This window comes from Pseudomonas sp. N40(2020) (assembly GCF_014472415.1).
Classification (GTDB): domain Bacteria; phylum Pseudomonadota; class Gammaproteobacteria; order Pseudomonadales; family Pseudomonadaceae; genus Aquipseudomonas.
This window is the reverse complement of sequence record NZ_JACSZV010000038.1, coordinates 1-20,618: the sequence shown is the minus strand read 5'-3', so window position 1 is coordinate 20,618 and position 20,618 is coordinate 1. Positions and strand designations below refer to the sequence as shown.

Annotated in this window: 20 protein-coding genes; 18 read left to right on the top strand and 2 right to left on the bottom strand. The window is 60.9% G+C overall.

Annotated elements, in window-relative coordinates; translation table 11 throughout:
• The first annotated feature begins 86 nt into the window (after positions 1 to 86).
• The 11 genes from IAI51_RS21600 to pgaD all read left to right on the top strand — a co-directional run bounded on the left by IAI51_RS21600 (position 87) and on the right by pgaD (position 14,262).
• The gene (locus IAI51_RS21600) at positions 87 to 515 is read left to right on the top strand and encodes a MarR family winged helix-turn-helix transcriptional regulator (RefSeq protein ID WP_187680307.1); all 429 of its coding nucleotides are present in this window, start codon (positions 87 to 89) and stop codon (positions 513 to 515) included.
• Entirely contained in the window at positions 512 to 2,575 is a 2,064-nt protein-coding gene (locus IAI51_RS21595; protein WP_187680306.1) for an FUSC family protein, read from the top strand. Before IAI51_RS21600 ends, IAI51_RS21595 begins: the two co-directional genes overlap by 4 nt.
• Positions 2,572 to 2,781: a DUF1656 domain-containing protein gene (locus tag IAI51_RS21590; RefSeq protein WP_187680305.1), complete on the top strand. Its 210-nt coding sequence runs from the start codon at positions 2,572 to 2,574 to the stop codon at positions 2,779 to 2,781. The genes IAI51_RS21595 and IAI51_RS21590 overlap by 4 nt, the downstream gene beginning before the upstream one ends.
• On the top strand, positions 2,778 to 3,665 hold the full coding sequence (locus IAI51_RS21585) for an HlyD family secretion protein (RefSeq protein ID WP_187680304.1): 888 nt from the start codon (positions 2,778 to 2,780) through the stop codon (positions 3,663 to 3,665). Before IAI51_RS21590 ends, IAI51_RS21585 begins: the two co-directional genes overlap by 4 nt.
• A complete protein-coding gene (locus IAI51_RS21580) occupies positions 3,662 to 5,104 on the top strand; it encodes an efflux transporter outer membrane subunit (protein WP_187680303.1) in 1,443 nt (480 codons plus the stop codon). The genes IAI51_RS21585 and IAI51_RS21580 overlap by 4 nt, the downstream gene beginning before the upstream one ends.
• 93 nt (positions 5,105 to 5,197) lie before the next feature.
• Complete coding sequence (locus IAI51_RS21575; RefSeq protein WP_187680302.1) at positions 5,198 to 5,833, top strand: NADH:ubiquinone oxidoreductase subunit N; 636 nt, start codon at positions 5,198 to 5,200, stop codon at positions 5,831 to 5,833.
• Positions 5,834 to 6,126: 293 nt separating this feature from the next.
• On the top strand, positions 6,127 to 7,632 hold the full coding sequence (locus IAI51_RS21570) for a YdgA family protein (RefSeq protein ID WP_187680301.1): 1,506 nt from the start codon (positions 6,127 to 6,129) through the stop codon (positions 7,630 to 7,632).
• A gap of 252 nt (positions 7,633 to 7,884) precedes the next feature.
• Positions 7,885 to 10,365 carry a poly-beta-1,6 N-acetyl-D-glucosamine export porin PgaA gene (gene pgaA, locus IAI51_RS21565; RefSeq protein WP_187680300.1) on the top strand — a complete coding sequence of 827 codons (2,481 nt, stop codon included), beginning with the start codon at positions 7,885 to 7,887 and terminating at the stop codon, positions 10,363 to 10,365.
• Positions 10,366 to 10,377: 12 nt separating this feature from the next.
• On the top strand, positions 10,378 to 12,375 hold the full coding sequence (pgaB, locus tag IAI51_RS21560; RefSeq protein ID WP_187680299.1) for a poly-beta-1,6-N-acetyl-D-glucosamine N-deacetylase PgaB: 1,998 nt from the start codon (positions 10,378 to 10,380) through the stop codon (positions 12,373 to 12,375).
• A gap of 1 nt (position 12,376) precedes the next feature.
• The gene (pgaC, locus tag IAI51_RS21555) at positions 12,377 to 13,732 is read left to right on the top strand and encodes a poly-beta-1,6-N-acetyl-D-glucosamine synthase (protein WP_187680298.1); all 1,356 of its coding nucleotides are present in this window, start codon (positions 12,377 to 12,379) and stop codon (positions 13,730 to 13,732) included.
• Positions 13,729 to 14,262, top strand: coding sequence for a poly-beta-1,6-N-acetyl-D-glucosamine biosynthesis protein PgaD (gene pgaD, locus IAI51_RS21550; protein WP_187680297.1), 534 nt, complete (start codon positions 13,729 to 13,731; stop codon positions 14,260 to 14,262). The genes pgaC and pgaD overlap by 4 nt, the downstream gene beginning before the upstream one ends.
• Here the strand turns inward: pgaD and IAI51_RS21545 are convergent.
• Positions 14,246 to 15,784, bottom strand: coding sequence for an FAD-dependent oxidoreductase (locus IAI51_RS21545; protein ID WP_187680296.1), 1,539 nt, complete (start codon positions 15,782 to 15,784; stop codon positions 14,246 to 14,248). The genes pgaD and IAI51_RS21545 overlap by 17 nt on opposite strands.
• A gap of 139 nt (positions 15,785 to 15,923) precedes the next feature.
• On the opposite strand from IAI51_RS21545, the gene IAI51_RS21540 reads away from it, so the two are divergent.
• The 7 genes from IAI51_RS21540 (at position 15,924) to IAI51_RS21510 (ending at position 20,468) form a co-directional block, all read left to right on the top strand.
• The gene (locus tag IAI51_RS21540) at positions 15,924 to 16,487 is read left to right on the top strand and encodes a YbhB/YbcL family Raf kinase inhibitor-like protein (protein ID WP_187680295.1); all 564 of its coding nucleotides are present in this window, start codon (positions 15,924 to 15,926) and stop codon (positions 16,485 to 16,487) included.
• Between the two features lie 87 nt (positions 16,488 to 16,574).
• Entirely contained in the window at positions 16,575 to 18,254 is a 1,680-nt protein-coding gene (locus tag IAI51_RS21535; protein WP_187680294.1) for a vWA domain-containing protein, read from the top strand.
• Between the two features lie 29 nt (positions 18,255 to 18,283).
• On the top strand, positions 18,284 to 18,865 hold the full coding sequence (locus IAI51_RS21530) for an RNA polymerase sigma factor (protein WP_222944241.1): 582 nt from the start codon (positions 18,284 to 18,286) through the stop codon (positions 18,863 to 18,865).
• On the top strand, positions 18,862 to 19,431 hold the full coding sequence (locus IAI51_RS21525; protein ID WP_187680292.1) for a hypothetical protein: 570 nt from the start codon (positions 18,862 to 18,864) through the stop codon (positions 19,429 to 19,431). The genes IAI51_RS21530 and IAI51_RS21525 overlap by 4 nt, the downstream gene beginning before the upstream one ends.
• A gap of 20 nt (positions 19,432 to 19,451) precedes the next feature.
• Positions 19,452 to 19,724 (top strand): hypothetical protein, encoded by a 273-nt coding sequence (locus IAI51_RS21520; RefSeq protein ID WP_187680291.1) that lies wholly within the window; start codon positions 19,452 to 19,454, stop codon positions 19,722 to 19,724.
• A 139-nt stretch (positions 19,725 to 19,863) separates the two neighbouring features.
• A complete protein-coding gene (locus IAI51_RS21515) occupies positions 19,864 to 20,163 on the top strand; it encodes a type II toxin-antitoxin system Phd/YefM family antitoxin (RefSeq protein ID WP_187680290.1) in 300 nt (99 codons plus the stop codon).
• Positions 20,160 to 20,468 (top strand): type II toxin-antitoxin system RelE/ParE family toxin, encoded by a 309-nt coding sequence (locus IAI51_RS21510; RefSeq protein WP_187680289.1) that lies wholly within the window; start codon positions 20,160 to 20,162, stop codon positions 20,466 to 20,468. Before IAI51_RS21515 ends, IAI51_RS21510 begins: the two co-directional genes overlap by 4 nt.
• A gap of 54 nt (positions 20,469 to 20,522) precedes the next feature.
• Here IAI51_RS21510 and IAI51_RS21505 read toward each other — a convergent pair.
• Positions 20,523 to 20,618: integrase core domain-containing protein (locus IAI51_RS21505; RefSeq protein WP_187680288.1), on the bottom strand; the 96-nt coding region annotated here is incomplete at its 5' end.

Sequence of the window (20,618 nt, the reverse complement as noted above, 5' to 3'; positions counted from 1 at the left end):
CTGAATTTCCCCTCCGATGCGATATTGATAGTTAGCAAACTAACAGTGTGCATTTTCTCGTGCCCGATACCCTCGACGCTCTCCAGATGAACATCAGCAGTGCCATGGTGGTGGCCGCCAGGCATTGGCGGAAGATCTGCCAGACCACGCTGGTCAATTACGGAATCTCCGAAGCCTGCGCCGTGCCGTTGTTGATGATCGGCCGGTTGGGTGAGGGCGTGCGTCAGGTGCAGGTGGCGCAGGCGGCCGGGATGGAGAGTCCGTCGCTGGTGCGTTTGCTCGATCAGTTGTGCCATGCCGGGTATGTCTGCCGCACTGAAGATGCGCAGGATCGGCGCGCCAAATGTCTGAGCCTGACCGATACCGGCCGTGAACTGGTGCAGGCGGTGGAAATCGAACTGGTGCGCTTGCGTCACGAAGTGCTCGAAGGGATCGATCAGAGCGATCTGGAGGCTACGCTTCGGGTACTCAGAGCTTTTGAGGCGGCCAATCCGCCGTTGGTGGTTAATTCTTGAACGATTTTTTCACTGGCATTCCGCCGGCCCGGGACTGGTTCTACGGGGTTCGTACTTTTGCAGCGTCGATGATCGCGTTGTACATCGCCATGCTTATGCAAATGCCACGTCCGTATTGGGCGATGGCCACGGTGTACATCGTCTCCAGCCCGTTTCTCGGGCCGACCAGTTCCAAGGCGTTGTACCGCGCCGTCGGCACTTTTCTCGGTGCCGCAGCGGCGGTTTTTTTCGTGCCGATGTTTGTGCAGAGCCCTTATGTGCTGGTGGTGGTGATCGCGTTGTGGACGGGGATTCTGCTGTTCCTGTCCCTGCATCTGCGCACGGCCAACAGTTACGCGTTGATGCTCGCAGGATATACCTTGCCGCTGATCGCCTTACCGGTGGTGGATAACCCGCTGGCGGTGTGGGACGTCGCAGAAGCGCGCACCGAAGAGATTTTCCTCGGCATCGCCGTCGCCGCCGTGGTCGGTGCGATGTTCTGGCCGCGTCGCCTGGCGCCGGTGTTCAACGATGCCGTGAGCAAGTGGTTCACCGATGCTTCGACTTACAGCCTGAAGTTTCTCAGCCGTGACGTGCAGCCCGAAGAAGTCACCGCCCTGCGCATGGCCATGGTCGCCAGTTTCAACAGCCTCGAATTGATGATCGGCCAATTGCCCCACGAAGGCTCTCGGCCGCAAACCGTGCGTAACACCAAGGAGTTGCGCGGACGGATGATTCATCTGCTGCCAGTGATCGATGCGCTGGAAGATTCGCTCTACGCCCTCGAACGGCGCACGCCGGAACTGGTGGCAAAATTCGCGCCGCTGCTGGCCGCGACCCGTGAATGGCTCAGCCATCAGGATGCCGATCTCGACCGCTGGCAAGCGCTGAAAGACCAACTCGAAGCCCTGCAACCGAGCGCGCAAGCGCTGGAAGATCGCAAGCAATTGTTGTTCTCCAACGCTTTGTACCGCCTCGGCGAATTCATCGATCTGTGGCAGGACTGCCGCAGTTTGCAGGACGCGATTCTCTGCGAGCGGCAGGACAGCTGGCGCGCGGTGTATCGCCACTGGCGTCTTGGTCGGCTGACGCCGTTTCTCGACCGTGGGTTGATGATGTACTCGGTGGCCTCGACCATTCTGGCGATCATCGTCGCCTCGGTGCTGTGGATTCTGCTCGGCTGGCCGGACGGCGGCAGTGCGGTGATTCTGGCGGCGGTCGCGTGCAGCTTCTTCGCCTCGATGGACGACCCGGCGCCGCAGATTTACCGGTTCTTTTTCTGGACGGGCATGTCGGTGCTGTTCGCCAGTCTCTATCTGTTTCTGATTCTGCCGAACCTGCATGACTTCCCGATGCTGGTTCTGGCGTTTGCCATCCCGTTCATCTGCGTCGGCACCCTGACGGTGCAGCCGCGTTTCTACCTTGGCATGCTCCTGACGCTGGTCAACACCTCGTCGTTCATCAGTATTCAGGGCGCGTATGACGCGGACTTCTTCGCCTTCGTGAACTCCAACCTGGCGGGGCCGATGGGTCTGTTGTTCGCGTTTATCTGGACGCTGGTGGCGCGTCCGTTCGGCGCCGAGCTGGCGGCCAAGCGCCTGACCCGGTTCAGTTGGAAAGACATCGTCGACATGACCGAACCGGCGAATCTAGCCGAACACCGGCAATTGGGCGTGCAACTGCTCGATCGCCTGATGCAGCATCTTCCGCGTCTGGCCCTGACCGGCCAGGACACCGGCATCGCCATGCGCGAAGTGCGCGTGGGCCTGAACCTGCTTGATTTGCTCGCCTATACCCCACGCGTGAACGGCGTGCCGAAGACGCTGTTGCAGCAAGTGGTCGCCGAAGTCGGCGAGTATTTCCGCGCCTGCCTCAAGGCTGGCGAACGCCTGCCGGCGCCGAGCGCCTTGCTGATGACCATGGACCGCACCCGCCGCGCGCTCAATGGCCATGGTGACGAAGAAACCCGACTACATCTGTTGCACGCCTTGAGCGGTTTGCGTCTGGCGTTGCTGCCCGGCGTCGAATTCGTTTCCAGCGCCGAGCCCGAAGAACCGCTGCCCGATGGAGCGCCCCTATGATCGGTGATCTGGACATCAGCGGCATTTTCCTGCCGACCCTGCTGGTGTTGATGGGCATCACTTATGTGCTGTTTCTGCTGGTGCACAGCGTGCTCACGCGGCTGCACTTTTACCGTCTGGTCTGGCACCGGGCATTGTTCAACGTGGCGCTCTACGCCGTGCTGCTGTACGGCGTGGACTCACTCAGTCGATACCTGATGACATGAAAAAACCGTTTTTGACTATCGGTCGCGTGGTACTCACCCTGCTGATCGTGACTTTTGCCGTTGTCCTCGTCTGGCGCATGGTGATGTATTACATGTTCGCCCCCTGGACCCGTGACGGCCATATCCGTGCCGACATCATCCAGATCGCGCCGGACGTGTCCGGGCTGATCCAGCAGGTCGAGGTGAAGGACAACCAGTTGATCAAGCGCGGCCAGGTGCTGTTCAGCATCGACCAGGACCGTTTCAAACTGGCCCTGCGTCAGGCCAAAGCCGCCGTTGCCGATCGCGAAGAAACCCTGGCGCAGGCGCAACGTGAAGCCAAGCGTAACCGTGGCCTCGGCAATCTGGTGCCGGCCGAGCAACTGGAAGAAAGCCAGTCCCGCGTGGCCCGCGCGCAATCGGCATTGGCCGAAGCCATGGTCACGGTGGACAGCGCCCAACTCAACCTTGATCGCTCGGTGATCCGCAGCCCGGTGGACGGTTACGTCAACGACCGCGCGCCGCGTACGCAGGAGTTCGTCACCGCCGGGCGCCCGGTGTTGTCGGTGGTCGACAGCAATTCCTTCCACATCGACGGCTATTTTGAAGAAACCAAACTCGACGGCATTCATGTCGGCCAGTCGGTGGATATCCGCGTGGTCGGCGATCGCGCCAAGCTGCGCGGGCATGTCGAAAGCATCGTCGCCGGCATCGAGGACCGCGACCGCACCAGCGGCAGTAACCTGTTGCCCAACGTCAACCCGGCGTTCAGTTGGGTGCGGCTGGCGCAGCGGATTCCGGTGCGCATTGCCTTTGATGATGTGCCGGCGGACTTCCGCATGATTGCCGGGCGTACCGCCACCGTCTCGATCATCGACGATCAAAAGCAGGAGCCCGCGCAATGAACAGGGCCCTGATGATCGCCGGGTTGGGTGTGATGCTCTCGGCCTGTCAGATGGTCGGGCCGGACTATCAGGTGCCCGATGACGCGGCGATTCAGCGCAAGGACTTTCAGGGCGAACTGGCCGTTTCGGGCAAACCGGTGGTGTCGGCGCCGGTTCCGGCGGACTGGTGGCGGTTGTACAAGGATCCGCGACTGGATCAACTGGTGCAGCAGGCCATGGCCTCCAACACTGATCTGCGCGTGGCGGCAGCGAACCTTGCGCGGGCTCGCGCGCAAGTCGATGAGGCCGAGGCGGCCGGTGGCTGGAGCGCCGGCGTGAAGATGGGCGCCCAGCGTTTGCAGGAATCCGGTCAGGCGTTTTTGCTGCCGGAAAAAGTCCCGGTCGACAACGTCGGCGATATTGGCATCAGCGCTTCTTATCAGTTCGATCTGTGGGGCACTCTGCAACGCGGTATCGAAGGCGCTAAGGCTAACGCCGATGCGACTCAAGCGGCGGCTGACACTGCACGCATCACCTTGGTGGCCGACGTAGTTCGCGCCTACACCCAGGTTTGCGCGGCTAATGAAGAACGGGAAATTGCCCAACACTCCCTCGACCTGCAATCGCAAAGCACCACGCTGACTCAGCGCTTGCGTGACGCCGGGCGTGGTGATGAAACCCAGGTCACTCGCTCGCAAACCCAATTCAAATCCCTGCGCGCCGAGCTGCCGCGCTATGAAGCGGCGCGTCAGGCCGGGCTGTTTCGCCTGTCGATGCTGCTGGCCAAACCGGTCGATCAGTTGCCTGCCGGCACGGCGACCTGCGCCGAGTTGCCGAAAATCGCCCAACTGGTGCCGGTCGGTGACGGCGCCGCGTTGCTCAAGCGTCGCCCGGATATTCGCCAGGCCGAACGTCGACTGGCCGCTTCGACTGCGGGCATCGGCGTCGCCACCGGCGAGTTGTATCCAGACATCAGCATCGGCGCGACCATCGGCACCGTCGGTCTTATTGACGACTTGGGTGATCCATCGACCAACCGCTGGGGTTTCGGCCCCTCGCTGAGCTGGAAAGTCCCGACCAACGGCGCCCGCGCGCGAATCCGCGAAGCTGAAGCGTCGACCCAAGGCGCACTGGCGCATTTCGACGGCGTGGTGCTCAACGCCATTCGCGAAACACAGACCGGTCTGGCCCAGTACAGCGCGTTACTGCAACGCCGCGATGCCCTGGCCGACGCCGAGCAGTCGGCGAAACTCGCCGCAGACCAGACGCACCGCTTCTTCCAGGCCGGGCGCGAGTCGTTCCTCGCCGACCTGCAAGCAACCCGCACCTACACCGATGTCACGGCGCAGCTGGCCGCCGCCAACACGCAAGTCGCCATGAGCCAGATCGATTTGTTCCTCGCTTTGGGCGGCGGCTGGGAAAGCGGACGAACGCAAGCTTCAAGCCCGAGCAAACCCTGAGGCCATAGCTATGCTTTGAAGTGTTGAAGGGGCGCCCCGTGCAAAGCGCCCCTTCAGCGCACATTGCTAGCGCTGGTCTAGGGGAAACCAATAATGAAAAACCCTTACGCTCTCGGCTTCTGGTGCGCCCTCGTAGCGTTGGTGCTGCTCTCGGCCACCTATTTTTACGGCATCATGCTGGCCCACCAGATCGACAAGGCCATGGTTTTCCTCGACAGCGCCGTCGCGCTGATTGCGGTCATGGCAATCGTGGTGGTGGCTTGGGCATCGCTCCAGGTTCAGCGGGTGAAGAAGCGACAACTTGAACAGGGCAAGACCCTGGTGCTGATCTGGGACACCAAAGTTGCCCTGCGCAAGGTCGAAACCGTGTTCGACCGATATTTCTGGGGCAGCTACTGGCAGCCCGGCCGGACTTTCGCCGAAGTCATGGGCGAACTCACTGGCACGCCGCTGGAAAAAAGCCTCGAAGCGCTGAAGAAGCAGTGTCTGGAGCTCGACAAGCAGATCGACAGCGAAGGTTGGCACTGGCTGAACAATGCCCGGGAATTGTCCGACGTCGCCACGGCCATGGCCCGCGAACGCTATCAACTGGATTTCTGCGACCCACGCGCCGATGGGCCGGGCGGGGCGGTGATCGATCGGGATTTCGAGGTGCTGGTGTATACCTGGACGGCGCGGCTGAAGAGCTTTGATCATCAACTCGATGAGATCGAGGTTCAGTACTCCTGATTTCCGCTGAATCGACTGGCCTCATCGCGAGCAGGCTCACTCCTACATTTGGAATGCGTTTCCCCTGTAGGAGTGAGCCTGCTCGCGATAGCACCCTCAAAAACACTGAAACTCTTCCAGTCTGTCGACTGTCCACACTCCCCATAGACACTCTTTCACCTTTAAACATTGAGCCGTCTCCCGCGCCCAGTGCTAATCTCCACCGCTAAATTCAGCGGAGTCGAGCCGCAACCCGGTCACGGGTTCAGGGAAGACGACCACACTTTCAGCCACGGAAATCGATCAGGTCATTCATGAATAAATCAGCAGGCGTGCTACTCGGAATTGTTGTTGCCATCGGCGCGATCAGCGCAGGCGGGGCCTGGTACACCGGGACCAAGATCGAAGGCGTATTGAACAACGCCGTCTCTAACGCCAACAAAGAACTGCAAACCGCCATGGCCGGTTCCAACGGCACCGCGTCGCTGGAACTGGTGTCGCTGGAGCGCCACACCTTCACCAGCACCGCGCACTATCGCCTCAAGGGTGAAGGCGAGATGTTTGGCGATGCGCCGGTCGAGCTGCTGTTCGTCGACCACATCGAGCACGGCCCGCTGCCGTTCTCGCGTCTGGTGTCGCTGAAATGGCTGCCGGTCATGGCCACCAGCAACTACCAGCTGGAAAAGAATCCGGCCACCGAAAAATGGTTCGCCGCCACCAAGGGCGCTGCCCCGCTCAAAGGCGTAACCAACATCGGCTACGACGAGTCCACCACCAGCACCGTCGACCTGCTGCCACTGGAAACCGCGCTGGATGAGCAGTCGAGCCTGAAGTTTTCCGGCCTGACCCTGAACATCTCCGCCAGCGCCCAGGCACAGAAGGTCAAGGCTGACGGCTACATGGACAGCCTGAAACTGGTGACTGTGGCTGAAGATCAGGCGCCGGTGCAGATCGAACTCAACGGTCTGACCCTGGCGAGCAACCTCACCAAGAGCAGCTACGGCTACTACACCGGCAACAACACCCTGGAGCTGTCCAACAGCAAAACCACCTTCGGCACCAAGCAATCGGTGCTCGGCGTGAAGAACTTCGAAATGAAGAACCTCACCGAAGAAAACGGCAGCAATGCGTCCGGCCGTGCTGACTACACGGTGGGTGAAGTAACGCTCAACGACAAGAAAATCGGCTCGGCCAGCATGGCCATGAGCCTGAAAAACCTCGACATCCCGTCGACGATGTCGCTGATGCAGATCTACCAGACCAAACTGCAGCCATACGAAAAAGCCGCCGCAGAAGCCACGGCAGCCGGACTGCCGGCACCGGAGCTGAACCTGACCGAAGCCGAGTCGGCGCAGGTCAAGGCTGACCTGCAGAAACTGCTGGCCGCCGGCCCGCAAGTGGCGCTGGAGAATCTGTCGCTGAAAACCGCCAACGGTGAGAGCCGCGCGAATCTGGTGATCGACCTGACCAAGCCGCAATCGATGGATCTGCCGCCGGATCAACTGGGCAAACAGCTGATCGCGTTGCTTGATCTCAATATCACCGTGTCCAAGCCGATGCTGATTGATCTGCTCAGCGTGCAGGCGCAACTCGATGGTCAGACTGATGCCAAAGCCATCGTCGATGGCGCTACCGGCGCGGCTGACATGTTCTCCGGGATGGCCGTCGGCTCGCAGTTGGCGATCGTGGAAGGCACCAACGTCGTGACCAAGCTGCATTACGCCGCCAATCAGGTGGAATTCAACGGCCAGAAGATGACCGTCGAGCAGTTCGTCGGCTTCCTGATGAGCAAGTTCGCGGGCGTCACGCAAGTGCAGTAATACTGCGCTCTTAATAGAAACGCCCGGCCTCTGTACCCACAGACGCCGGGCGTTTTGCTGTCTGGCGTTCGGCTTTTCGGTGTCGCGGCCGAGCCGCCGGCCGATTCTGAACAATTATTGTGTTCTGAATTTCGGTCCTCGCTTGCATGCAAACTGCCTGACTAAGCTTGGCTGAGCGTTCCTGGCTCGGCCCCGTTACGAATGGGCAAGGAGGGCATTACGACCCGGCTAGCCATGTAAGGATGCTGACGAATGCCGCGTATTGATGGTCCTGTATTACATCGTGGTTTACGCCCTTTGTTTCGAGTCGCGCTGTGCAGCCAATTGCTCTGGCCGGCCTTGGCGTTTGCCGACACACCCTACGATCAGATGGTGCGGGATGCCCGTGCCGGGCAAACCACGCCTGCGCTGAATGTGCTGCGCCAGGTGCCGCCGGGTCAGGCGACCACCGGGCAGATCAGCGATCACCTGCAAATCGCCAGTTGGGCCGGACTCGACGCCGAAGTGGTCAAGGTTTATGAAACCCAGGGCCGTGACCGTGTGCTGCCGGTTCAGGCGCTGACCGCCACCGCTCGTGCCTATCGCAACCTCAAACGTTGGGATCAGGCGACTCAGGTTTACAACAAGGCGCTGGCGCTGGAGCCGGATAACGCAGACCTGCAACTGGGACTGGCTCTGACGCAGGCTGACGCCGGCAAACCCGACGAAGCGGTCACCCGCGCCAAAGCGCTGGTGGCGGCCAAACCCGATGACCCTTCCCGTCGTTTGGCGCTCGGCTACGCGCTGAGCCGTGCCGGCAAGCAGTACGACGCCCTGTTCGAATACGATCAGGCCTTTATCCGCGCGGGCAGCAAACCTGAAGTCGCCCGCGAATACGTGGTCGCGCTGCAAAAGGCGCGTCTGCCGGAACCGGCGCTGCGTCTGGCCAATCAGCGTCCGGGCCTGATCGATCCGGTCACCCTGCGCCGCCTCGAAGGCGATCTGGCTGCCGAGCGCGTGCGTCTCGCTGAACTCGCTACCCGCAGCGAACAAGAACGCTATGTGATCGCCGACCGCGCGTTGGCCGATTACGACAAATTGCTCGCCACCTGGACCCCGGACGCCACCGCTCACGATGACGTGATCCGCTGGCGCATCGACCGCATGGGCGCACTCAAGGCCCGCGCGCGCACCGGCGATGTCATCAGCGAATATCAGAAGCTGCAAGGCGAAGGCGTGAAGATCCCGACCTACGCCCTGCGTTGGGTGGCGGCGTCTTATCTCGATCAACGTCAGCCGGAACTCGCCACCGACCTCTACCGTCAGGTGCTGGCAGCTCCGGACGCCGATGCCAGCGATCGTCTGGAAGACACAACAGCGCTGTATTACTCGCTGCTTGAAAGCGACCGCGCCGACGAAGCGCGCAAAGTCGCCGAGGATGCAGCCAAGTCCCAGCGCCCGCGCACCGAACTCAAAGGCCTCCCCATCGGCAATCCCAACGATGAGTGGATGGACGCCCAACAACTCGCGGCACAGGCCGGCACCTACGGTTCCGACCTGCCACACGGGGAGGAGCGTTTACAGACGCTGGTCGAACAGGCGCCGGGCAACACCGGCCTGCGTCTGGCACAGGCCGATCTGTACCTGGCTCGCAACTGGCCGCGCCGCGCCGAGAATCAGCTCAAGGAAACCGAGAGCATGGTGCCGCGCGACATGGGCCTGGAAGTCGCTCAAGCGCGCACAGCCATGACGTTGCAGGAATGGCGGCAGATGGATGCACTCACCGACGACGTGGTGGCGCGATATCCGGACAACCGTCAGGTTCAGCGCGCGGCGCGCGAGCGTGAAGTCCACGACATGTCCGAACTGCGCGTCGAAGCCTACGGCGGCAAGGCCAACGGCGGTGGCAGTGGCGACGCCGGAGCGGTCAGCGGGAGTCGCGATTTCGGTATTCAGACCACCCTGTACAGTCCGCCCATCGATGAAGACTGGCGCGTGTTCGCCGGCGCCGGTTATGTCACTGGCGACTTCGCCGAAGGCACCGGCCACCACCGTTTCCAGCGCGTCGGTCTGGAACGTCGCACCCGCGACATGACGCTTGAAGCCGAAGTCTCCAACCATTCCTACGGCTTCGGCGACAAACAGGGCGCACGTCTGGCGATCGCCCGCGATATCAACGACCACTGGCAGTACGGCGGCAGTCTCGAATACCTGTCGGCCGAGACGCCGTTGCGCGCGCTCAACAGCGACATCAAGGCCAATGGCGGCAGCGGTTTCATTCGCTGGCGCGCCAACGAAAGCCGCGAGTGGCGGCTGTCGGTGAGCCCGTCGCACTTCAGCGACGGCAACAACCGGGTCGAAGCCTTGCTCACCGGACGCGAGGGCGTCTACAGCGCGCCGAACGTGCAGGTCGATGCGGGACTGGAAGTCGGCACCAGCCACAACTCCAAATCCGATGATGTGCCGTACTTCAATCCGAAGTCGGACTTCAGCGTCATGCCACTGGTCAACGTCAATCACGTGCTCTATCACCGCTACGAAACCTCTTGGAGCCAGCAGTTCCAGGCCGGCGCGGGGACGTACAGTCAGCGTGATCACGGCACTGGCGGCATGGCGTTGCTCGGTTACGGCCAACGTTATGCCTGGAACGACGTGTTCGAGGTGGGCGGTTTGTTCAGTGTGATCAACCGGCCCTACGACGGTGATCGGGAGACCGATCTGCGTCTGCTCGTCGACCTCACTTTCCGCTTCTAGAAGAGTTTGAAGATGCCTTTGATTTCGCGATTCATCCTTTTGCTGGGGGTGCTGCTGGCCAGCGCTTGCGCCCAGCAAGCCCCGGCCTTCGCCCCGCCATCGGAGCGCCCGGTGGCGGCCAGTGAAAAACCGTGGCCGAAAAATCATGTGTTGGGCATCGCCTATCACGATGTCGAAGATCGCGACCCCGATCAGGCTGTGGTGGCGGTGCGTACCGAGCGCCTGATCGAGCAACTCGCGTGGCTGCGGGAAAACGGCTACAAACCGGTGACGGTCGATCAGATCATGGTCGCACGCAAGGGCGGGCCGGAACTGCCAGCGAAGGCGATCCTGCTCAGCTTTGACGACGGTTACTCAAGCTTCTACACCCGCGTGCTGCCGGTGTTGCGCGCCTACAACTGGCACGCGCTGCTGGCGCCGGTCGGCAGCTGGATCGACACGCCGCTGAACCAGCCAGTGGATTTCGCCGGTGCTCCGCGCCCGCGTTCCGACTTTCTGACCTGGGATCAGATTCGCGAAATCTCACGCTCCGGGCTGGTGGAAATCGCTGCCCACACCGACGCCAACCACAAAGGTATTTTGGCCAACCCGCAGGGCAACCTGCAGCCTGCAGCGGCCACCCGGCGTTATGACCCAGTGACCAAACGCTATGAATCCGAGGCCGATTTCCAGGCGCGGATCCGTACCGACGTGAACAACATCTCGGAAAAAATTCGCAAAGTCACCGGTAAGAAACCGCGCGTGTGGGTCTGGCCATACGGCGCGGCGGATGGTACTTCGCTGACCGTGGTGGGCGAGGAAGGCTACGAAATGGCCCTGACCCTCGAAGACGGTCTCGACGCCCTCGACAACCTGATGAGCAGCCCGCGCTTTCTCGTCGCCTCGGATCCTGACGGCGCGCGTTTCGCCAACAGTATCGTCGACGTGCAGTCGGATTTCGTCATGCGCGTGGTGCATGTCGATCTGGACAATGTCTACGACCCGGACCCGGCGCAACAGGACATCAACCTCGGCAAACTGGTGCAGCGCATCGCTGACTTGGGCGCCAACACGGTGTTCCTGCAAGCCTTCGCCGATCCCAAGGGCGATGGCCTGGTGCATTCGCTGTACTTCCCCAACCGCCACTTGCCGGTGCGTGCGGATATTTTTAACCGCGTCGCCTGGCAACTACGTACCCGCGCTAACGTGAAGGTCTTCGCGTGGATGCCGGTGCTGAGTTTTGGTCTCGACTCGAAACTGCCGCGCGTGACCCGTTGGGACCCGAAGACCGGCACCACGTCGGTGGATCCGGATCAGTACCAACGCTTGTCGCCGTTCGATCCAGAAGTGCGACGGATCATCGGTGAGATCTACGAAGACGTGGCGCGCCTGACCTCGGTCAACGGCATTCTCTACCACGACGATGCGTTGCTCTCGGACTTCGAAGATGCCAGCCCGGCGGCGCTCAAAGCCTATGCGGCCAGCGGCTTGCCGGGTTCGATCGCGGCACTGCGCGATGACCCGGCAGCGATGCAGCGCTGGACCCGATTCAAGAGCCGCTACCTGATCGACTTCACCAACGAGTTGACGGCCAAGGTTCGCGCCATTCGCGGCCCGCAGGTGCTGACCGCGCGCAACATCTTCGCCGAGCCGATGCTCAATCCACACAGCGAAGAATGGTACGCACAGAACCTCGACGACTTCCTCGCGACCTACGACTGGACGGCGCCGATGGCGATGCCGCTGATGGAAAAACAGACCCAGGCAGAGTCCGGCCCGTGGCTGGAGTCGTTGGTGGAAACCGTCAGAAAGCGTCCCGGAGCGCTGAATCGCACCGTGTTCGAATTGCAGGCGCGCGACTGGACCAAAAAAGAACAGGCCGACATCGATGGCAAACAACTGGCCGACTGGATGGGCCGTCTCAAGCGCCAGGGTGCGACCAGTTTCGGTTACTACCCGGACAACTTCCTCGACAACTTGCCGGACCTGAAAACCGTCCGGCCTGCGCTCTCCAATAAATGGAACCCATAACATGCTGGATAGACTGTTAGCCCTGCTTGTTCTGGCGCTCGTCCTCGGCGTGCCGCTGGGACTGATTTTCCTCGTGACGGGCCAGTTCCTGATGGACTTCGTGTTCTTCTACCCGTTGTTCATGTCGGGGTTGTGGATTGCCGGTGGCCTGTATTTCTGGCTGCACTGGGAACGCCACTGGCCGTGGAAGGACGACACCCTGCCGCCGCCGCTGGCGGGCGAACCGCTGATCTCGATCCTGATCCCTTGCTACAACGAAGGCGACAACGCTGCCGACACGATTCACGCGGCGCTGGCCCAGCACTACCCGAACATCGAAGTCATCGCGATCAACGACGGCTCCAAGGACAACACCGCCGAAGTGCTGGACAGGATCGCCAAGGAAGACCCACGGCTGCGGGTGCTGCACCTGGCGGAAAACCAGGGCAAGGCCGTCGCCCTGCGCATGGGTGCGATCGCGGCGCGCAGTGAGTATCTGGTGTGCATCGATGGTGACGCGCTGCTGGCGCCGAACACCGCAGCCTATCTGGTCGCGCCGATGCTGGATAACGCGCGGTTGGGCGCAGTGACCGGCAATCCACGGATTCGCACACGCTCCACGCTGGTCGGGCGGGTGCAGGTCGGGGAGTTCTCGTCGATCATCGGTTTGATCAAACGCACACAACGAGTGTTCGGGCGGATCTTTACGGTGTCGGGCGTGATCGTCGCGTTCCGTCGCACGGCCCTGCACCGGGTCGGCTACTGGAGCCCGGACATGATCACTGAAGACATCGACATCAGCTGGAAGCTGCAACTCGATCACTGGAGCATCTTCTACGAGCCACGCGCGCTGTGCTGGATTCTGATGCCGGAAACCCTCGGCGGTCTGTGGAAGCAGCGCTTGCGTTGGGCTCAGGGCGGCGCCGAGGTGTTGTTCAAGAACATTCGTGGCATCTGGCAGTACCGCCATCGTTACCTGTGGCCGTTGCTGTTCGAATACTGCCTGTCCACCGGTTGGGCGTTCACTTTCCTGTTGTCGGTGATCTTCTGGGGCGTCGGCAAGTTTGTGGTCATGCCCGAAGCCATTGCGGTGGATCACCTGATGCCGCCGGCGTTTACCGGGTTGTTGCTGGCGTTTGTCTGCCTAGTGCAGTTTGCCGTCAGCATCATCATTGACCGGCGCTACGAGCCGGGGTTGGGCAAGACCATGTTCTGGGTGGTCTGGTATCCGATTGCGTTCTGGTTTGTCAGCCTGCTGACCACGCTGGTCAGTTTTCCCAAGGTGCTGTTTGGCCAACATCAGAAGCGTGCGCGCTGGGTCAGCCCTGACCGTGGCATCAAGCCGATCGGGGACGACGAAGAGGAGGTCATCAAATGAAAATCATCCGGACTCGCCAACGGCCGTTTCTGGTCGTGATCGATGTGATCTTCACCGTTATCGCTTGGGTTGGCCTGCTGTATCTATTGGTGCAAGGCCTGTGGCCATTGGTCGAAACCCACGAAGGTGGGCCGCGCATTGATAGCTCGGCGTTTGATGCGCTCGGCACCTTGCAGATTTATCTGTGGGTGGCGGTGGTGAACGCGGTGATCCTCATTACTTGGGCGCGTTATCAGCACCGCAAAAGCCGCAGCTTCGCCCAGCGCCGACTGCCGGCGCCGGTGGTCGACGATGAGGGGCTGAGCAAGAGTTTCAAGCTGTGCGACGACCGCTTGCAAAAGCTGCGCACCCCGGGGGTGATGACCATTCACAACGATCAGGAAGGCGACATCAGCCATGTGGTGACGCATTTCTGGCCGGTGCAGCAGGCCGAATTGCCGCCGCCGCTGGCACCGCTTGAACACCCGCGAGTGATCTTTTTGCATGCCGAAGACGACGACAATCGTGAGCCGGTCAACCGGATGACCTGACTTCGCGAATCAACTGCCAGGCCTCTGTGATCGGCAGCGGCTGTTTCATTCGCTCGGCCAGCAGCGCCATGGCGCGCTCCTCTTCGCAAGCCACAGCGGCCACCACAACACCGTTTTGACCGAACAGCCCGAGGAAGGGCGGCTGTTCGGGCTTGCCCATGAACTCGACTTCATCCCAATGCTCGGCGTGGCCGAGGTAGTCGTAGTTCTTGCCGAAGTGCCACGTCCAGAAAAACGGCACATCCAGATAGTGCTCGTCGCCGCCAAGCATGTTGGCAGCGGCGATTCGCGCGTGTTGCTGGGCTAGGCGCCAATGTTCGATGCGCTGTGGCTGGCCGTTGAGCGGGAACGTAGCGATATCGCCAATCGCCCACAGACCTTCCGATACGCGCATGCCGCCGTCGACCCGCAGTGAATGGTCTTTCTCCCGTGGTAATACCGTGAAAGCCTCGGTGGCCGGGTGCACGCCGACGCCGGCCAGCACCAGATCCGCTGCAATCCGCAAGCCGTTGTCGAGCAAAACCGCCTCGACTTTGTCGTGACCGGTGATCTCCACGGCCTCATGCTCTGTGATGAACTTCACCCCGTTTTTTTCGTGCAGCGCGCGGATGGCTTTGCCCACGGCTTCGCCAAACTGGGCGGCGAAAGGAATCGCGTGGCGGGCGAGTACCGTGACATCGAGACCCTGCTGGCGCAGCGCCGAGGCGCATTCGAGGGCGATGAAACTGTCGCCGATGATCACCGCGCGTTGATCGGTTTGGGCAGCGTGCATAATCTGTTCGGCCTGGGCTTTTGAGCGCAGGAGGAACACCTGCGGCAGATCCGCGCCGGGTAACTCCAAGGGGTTGGGTTCGCCGCCGGTGGCCAGCACGGCGGCGTTGTAATTCACGGTTTGGCCATCGTTCAGGTGAAGGGTTTTCGCTGGGGCGTCGAGCGAAGTGATTTCGCCTTGAATGCGCTCGATACGCTGCTCTTTATAAAAATCTTCATCGCGCAGCGGCGGGGTTTCTTCCGGCGACATTTCGCCTGCGAGGACAAATTTGCTCAGCACGGTGCGGTCGTAACCGGCGTCTGCTTCGCGGTCGATCATTTTTATGCGCCCGCCAAATCCCTTTTCCCGCAGCGCCGCCGCGCATGCAGTGCCCGCCGCACCGGCGCCGACAATCACGAACGTGCGTGAATCGTCTGCCGGTGGCGTGTGCGGATCGGCGATCGGCTGGTCATCGACCCAAACCTCTTCGCCGCGTAGCTCCAACGGATAACGCTTGAGGCTGTCGAGGGCAGGCGGTTCGCATAAGGCGCCGTCTTCAATACGGAAAGCAGCCTTGTGCCATGGGCAGATCAGCCGACCATGACACAACGCGCCGTCCGCCAATGGCGCGCCGGCATGTGGGCATTCGCCCTGAAACGCACGTAATTGGCCGGCGGCGCGCAGCACAACGATCTTCAAATCACCGATTTTGACTTCCAGGCCACGGTCTTGCGGGACATCGGCGAAACGGGCGACACGGTGCAGGGACATGTTCGACTTCCTCGCGGGCATTTCTCTTACGAGTTTGCGCAACAGTGCGAGGTTCAGCCATTTGCCACTGCCACGGCACGAACGGTACAGCTATAGTTTGCAGGCCGACGACGGCCCCACTGCACAAGGTGCTCCCGGAATGACCCGATTGACCTCTCTCAACCCTTGGCTGGCGGCCGTTGCCGTCGCCCTTTGCGTGCAGTTTCCGGCGCAGGCCGCCCAGGAGCGCTTCACCCTCAGCATCCCTGGTGTGTCCGATAACCGTCTGTTCACCTCGGCAGCGGCCAGCGATGCAGCCGGTTGCGGCGGCAAGAACCAGTCGCCGGCGCTGAGCTGGAACGCCGGCCCTGCCGGTACACAAAGCTACGCGATCGTCATGCACGACCCGGACGGTCAGAAAGGCCTGGGCGTCGATCACTGGATTCACTACGGCATCAAAGCCACCACTCGCCAGATCGCCGCTGGCGTCGGTGCCAAATCCGCGTTCGAAGGCGTCGGCGGCACCAACAGCAAAGGCAACACTCACTATATGGGGCCATGCCCACCGGTGGGTGACAGCGCGCACCACTACATCATCCAGATCTACGCCCTCGACCTGGCCCCGGACGCACTGCCGGCCGGTCTGACCCGCGCCGAGCTGATGGAAAAAATCAAAGGCCATGTGCTGCGCAACAGCAGTGCGGTGCGGCGTTATCACCGCTGAAAATTTTTTCAGTCGCGTTTAACCCGAACTGAAAGGGCTGCCCGTCTCAGTGGATGAATGATCAATTTCATCCCGAGGTCAGCCCCCATGTCCCGTTCCCTGCCTTTTCTGCGACCTGTTGCGGTCGGCGTGCTGTTGGCCATCGCCGGTTGTGGTGTTTCGTCCAACCCGGAATCCGTTGCCGCGCCGGCTCAGCCTGAAACGATGGTGCAGCATGAAGCTGTGCTGGCCGACAGTGCGATGGCCAAGCGCAGTGTTCGCCCGGCACCGATCGCCAGTTTCGCTGCGATGCCCGCGCGGGAAAGTTATCCACAAGGCTATCGCGACGAGCAGCGTGAGCAGTATCAGAAGCTGGCGGATAACCCTATCCACAGCGTCGCCGAAAGCCCGGTCTCGACCTTCAGCGCCGACGTCGACACCGGCGCCTACGCCAACGTCCGTCGCCTGCTCAATCAGGGACGCCTGCCGCCGGAAGGCGCGGTGCGACTTGAGGAAATGGTCAATTACTTTCCCTACGACTACGCATTGCCCAGCGATGGCTCGCCGTTTGGCGTGACCACCGAACTGGCCGCGTCACCGTGGAATCCACACACCCGATTGCTGCGCATCGGTATCAAGGCCTCCGACCGCGCCGTGGCAGAACTGGCCCCGGCCAATCTGGTGTTTCTGGTGGACGTGTCCGGCTCGATGGATCGCCGCGAAGGTCTGCCGATGGTCAAAAGCACGCTGAAACTGCTGGTCGATCAATTGCGCGAGCAGGATCGTGTGTCGCTGGTGGTGTATGCCGGTGAATCCCGCGTTGTGCTGGAGCCGACTTCCGGACGGGAAAAAGCCAAGATTCGTACCGCCATCGAGCAGTTAACGGCGGGTGGCTCGACCGCTGGCGCCTCGGGCATCGAACTGGCCTATCAAATGGCGCAACAATCGTTCATTCCCAAAGGCATCAACCGTATCCTGCTGGCCACCGACGGCGACTTCAACGTCGGCGTCAGCAACTTTGACAGCCTTAAACAAATGGCTGTGGATAAACGTAAAACCGGTATTTCCCTGACCACCCTGGGTTTTGGTGTGGATAACTACAATGAACACTTGATGGAACAACTGGCCGATGCAGGCGATGGCAACTACGCCTACATCGACAACCTGCGCGAGGCGCGCAAAGTGCTGGTCGATCAACTCGGTTCGACCCTTGCCGTGGTGGCGAAAAACGTCAAACTGCAGGTGGAATTCAACCCGGCGCAGGTCAGCGAATACCGCCTGCTCGGCTACGAAAACCGTGCGCTCAAGCGTGAGGACTTCAGCAATGACAAAGTCGATGCCGGTGAAATCGGTGCAGGACACACGGTGACCGCGCTGTATGAAATTGTTCCGACAGGCGAGAAGGGCTGGCTGGAACCGCTGCGCTACGGCAAATCGAGTGTGGCTATTGCCGAGAAGAACGGGGAATTGGCGATGCTGCGTGTGCGATATCAACAGCCCGAAGGTGGGAAAAGTCTGCTGATCGAGCGGCCGATTGCCAATCAAGTCGCACCGGCCAGCGAGGATTTGCGCTTTGCCGCCGCCGTCGCTGCGTTTTCCCAGCAACTCAAGGACGCTCGCTACACCGGCGACTTCAGCTTGAAAGACACCGAAGCGCTGGCCCGTGGCGCGCGGGGCGATGACCGCTTCGGCCTGCGTAGCGAGTTTGTGCAATTGGTCGAACTGGCGCAGAGCCTGCGCACCTCAACCGCATCGAATGCGCTGGCCACTGAGCGACGGATTGAATAGTGAGTCGTCTGAAAGGCTTCATCAGTCAGCTGTTTGCTTCGCCAGACAGCCCGGCCGCCAGCAGCGATGAAACGCTGCTGGCGCGTTATCGCGAGGGCGACGGCGCGGCGTTCGAGATCTTGTACGCCCGTCATCGTCAGGGCCTTTATCGATTTCTGCTCGGTTTGAGCGGCAAACCGGAACTGGTCGACGAAGTCTTTCAGGAAACCTGGCTGAGCCTGATCCGCAGCACCAGTCAGCCACAAGGACGAGCGACCTTTCGTACCTGGTTGTTCCAGATTGCCCGCAATCGCCTGATCGACCACTGGCGCAAGCACGGCGCCCATCAACCGTTGCACGACAGCTATGACGAACAGGCGCACGCGGTCAGCGATGAGGCGAGTGATCCCGAACAACTGCTGAGCCTCAGCCGCGACAGCCAGCGCCTGGAAAACGCACTGCAAACCCTGCCCGCCGACCAGCGCGAAGTGTTCCTGCTTCGCGCCCACGGCGACCTCGACCTGGCACAAATCGCCAGCCTCACCGAAACACCGCTGGAAACCGTCAAAAGCCGCTTGCGCTATGCCCAGCAAAAACTGCGTCGGCTGCTGGCCGAGGAGGTACTGACATGACTGACGCCCGCCAGACACCCGAAGATCCTGTGATCAAACATGTTCGCGAACAGCACAACGCTGAACCGCCCGCGCACCTCGACGCGTTCATCCTCAACGCTGCCCACCGCGAAGCCCCGGCACCGAAGCCAGGCCTGTGGCAACGCTGGCTCGACGCCTGCCGCAAACCGCGCTGGCAAGTCGCCTTCGCCAGCCTCGTCGGCGTCGCCCTGATGCTCTCGCTGGTACAACGCGCCCCCGAACCGCAGCCCCAATTCGACTTCGCCCCGGCTGCCAAACCCGCTGCGCCGATGGCTCGCAAACAAGCGCCCGAAGCATTGTCCGCTCCCGCGCCGATGGAAGAAATGGCTGCGCCGATGCAAAGCGAAGCGTTCAGTGCCGACGAAGCCAAAACCAGCAAACGCGCCGCCGCCCCGGCCAACGGCCTCGACGAACAACTGCGCGAAGTCCTGCGTCTGCGCGAATCCGGCCAATCAAAAGCGGCCGACACCCTGTTCAACAACCTGCACAAACGCTACCCCAACGCCGACCTCGACGCCCGACTGGAAAAAATCCAGCAGAACTGACCGCCTGTTCGCCCAGCCATTTGGCATTGCCCCGCAAAAACGCGCACTATCGGGCCATAGCTGAATCGCTGGAGAACACCGTGGCACCAAAAATCGACCGCATCGCCCAACTCCTCAATTGCCCGCAAAAGGGCGAAGAGATGCGCCGCGCGATTACTGAAGCGCGTAAGGAATTTCTGCTGAGCCAGCAGGAAGAGGATGTGCTTGAGGAAGACGGCGTCTTTGAAGAGGAGGTTGAGGGGGAATACGACGAGGATGAGGATTACGACGAGTTTGATTGGACGACGGAGTGAAGCTATTTGAGGAATTCCCTTTAAAAAATCATTTCCTCCCCCTGAGTTTTCAGCTGCCATTGTCCATTTATCTGTTCGTTGACCCTCCGTGCTGAAAAGGGCACTATAAGGTACTATTTTTCGTACTTTTGGAGGCGTCATGGAGCACCTGCTGGCTAGTCGTTCAGTAAGCATTACTGAATTGAAACGCAGCCCCAGTACTGTGATCGAGCTTGCCGGTTCGGAGCCCATCGCCGTTCTCAACCATAATCGCCCAGCTGCCTATCTCTTGGCCCATGCGACTTATCAGGAGTTGCTGGATCGCTTGCGAGCGGCTGAATTGCGCGAGGCAATCGCTGCAAGTCGTAACGATCCTCGTCCGGCGGTCGCAGCCGACACCGTTTTTGCTGAGATTGATGCGCTTATAGATGACATCGAAGCTGAGCAAAATCGCTTATGACGCGGTTGTTATTTTCCGCAATGGCTCGAGAGGATCTGCAACAGATCGCCCGCTTTATCGCTCGTGACAACCTTGGACGTGCTCGGACCTTCGTTGGTGAGTTGCGTGTGCGCTGTGATCAGTTGACCAGCCAACCGAATCAAGGAATTTCCCGAGAGGAGTGTGCCAGGGGGCTGAAAATGATCGCCCACGGTCGCTACCTGATTTTTTACTCACTTGTTGAGAGAGATGTTCAGATAGAGAGGGTTCTGCATAGCGCGCGAGACATCGCTCGAGTACTCGATCCCCACACCCCGGATCGCTAGCCGGAGCAGGCTGAAAAACAGCGTGTCTAGTCCTGAAATAGGTTTACACCTATTTCACCCTAACGCTCGATGCACCGCATCGGGCGTTTTGTATTTTAAAGACAGGTGCGGCCGCTCCTGGTTGTAGATCGTGACCGCCTCTTGCACCAT

What these genes read in the sequence shown, in the direction of transcription:
- IAI51_RS21600 (WP_187680307.1), top strand. Translation starts at nt 87, where the DNA reads ATGAACATCAGCAGTGCCATGGTGGTGGCCGCCAGGCATTGGCGGAAG.
- IAI51_RS21590 (WP_187680305.1), top strand. Translation starts at nt 2,572, where the DNA reads ATGATCGGTGATCTGGACATCAGCGGCATTTTCCTGCCGACCCTGCTG.
- IAI51_RS21585 (WP_187680304.1), top strand. Translation starts at nt 2,778, where the DNA reads ATGAAAAAACCGTTTTTGACTATCGGTCGCGTGGTACTCACCCTGCTG.
- IAI51_RS21580 (WP_187680303.1), top strand. Translation starts at nt 3,662, where the DNA reads ATGAACAGGGCCCTGATGATCGCCGGGTTGGGTGTGATGCTCTCGGCC.
- IAI51_RS21575 (WP_187680302.1), top strand. Translation starts at nt 5,198, where the DNA reads ATGAAAAACCCTTACGCTCTCGGCTTCTGGTGCGCCCTCGTAGCGTTG.
- IAI51_RS21570 (WP_187680301.1), top strand. Translation starts at nt 6,127, where the DNA reads ATGAATAAATCAGCAGGCGTGCTACTCGGAATTGTTGTTGCCATCGGC.
- pgaA (WP_187680300.1), top strand. Translation starts at nt 7,885, where the DNA reads ATGCCGCGTATTGATGGTCCTGTATTACATCGTGGTTTACGCCCTTTG.
- pgaB (WP_187680299.1), top strand. Translation starts at nt 10,378, where the DNA reads ATGCCTTTGATTTCGCGATTCATCCTTTTGCTGGGGGTGCTGCTGGCC.
- pgaC (WP_187680298.1), top strand. Translation starts at nt 12,377, where the DNA reads ATGCTGGATAGACTGTTAGCCCTGCTTGTTCTGGCGCTCGTCCTCGGC.
- pgaD (WP_187680297.1), top strand. Translation starts at nt 13,729, where the DNA reads ATGAAAATCATCCGGACTCGCCAACGGCCGTTTCTGGTCGTGATCGAT.
- IAI51_RS21545 (WP_187680296.1), bottom strand. Translation starts at nt 15,784, where the DNA reads ATGTCCCTGCACCGTGTCGCCCGTTTCGCCGATGTCCCGCAAGACCGT.
- IAI51_RS21540 (WP_187680295.1), top strand. Translation starts at nt 15,924, where the DNA reads ATGACCCGATTGACCTCTCTCAACCCTTGGCTGGCGGCCGTTGCCGTC.
- IAI51_RS21535 (WP_187680294.1), top strand. Translation starts at nt 16,575, where the DNA reads ATGTCCCGTTCCCTGCCTTTTCTGCGACCTGTTGCGGTCGGCGTGCTG.
- IAI51_RS21525 (WP_187680292.1), top strand. Translation starts at nt 18,862, where the DNA reads ATGACTGACGCCCGCCAGACACCCGAAGATCCTGTGATCAAACATGTT.
- IAI51_RS21515 (WP_187680290.1), top strand. Translation starts at nt 19,864, where the DNA reads ATGGAGCACCTGCTGGCTAGTCGTTCAGTAAGCATTACTGAATTGAAA.
- IAI51_RS21510 (WP_187680289.1), top strand. Translation starts at nt 20,160, where the DNA reads ATGACGCGGTTGTTATTTTCCGCAATGGCTCGAGAGGATCTGCAACAG.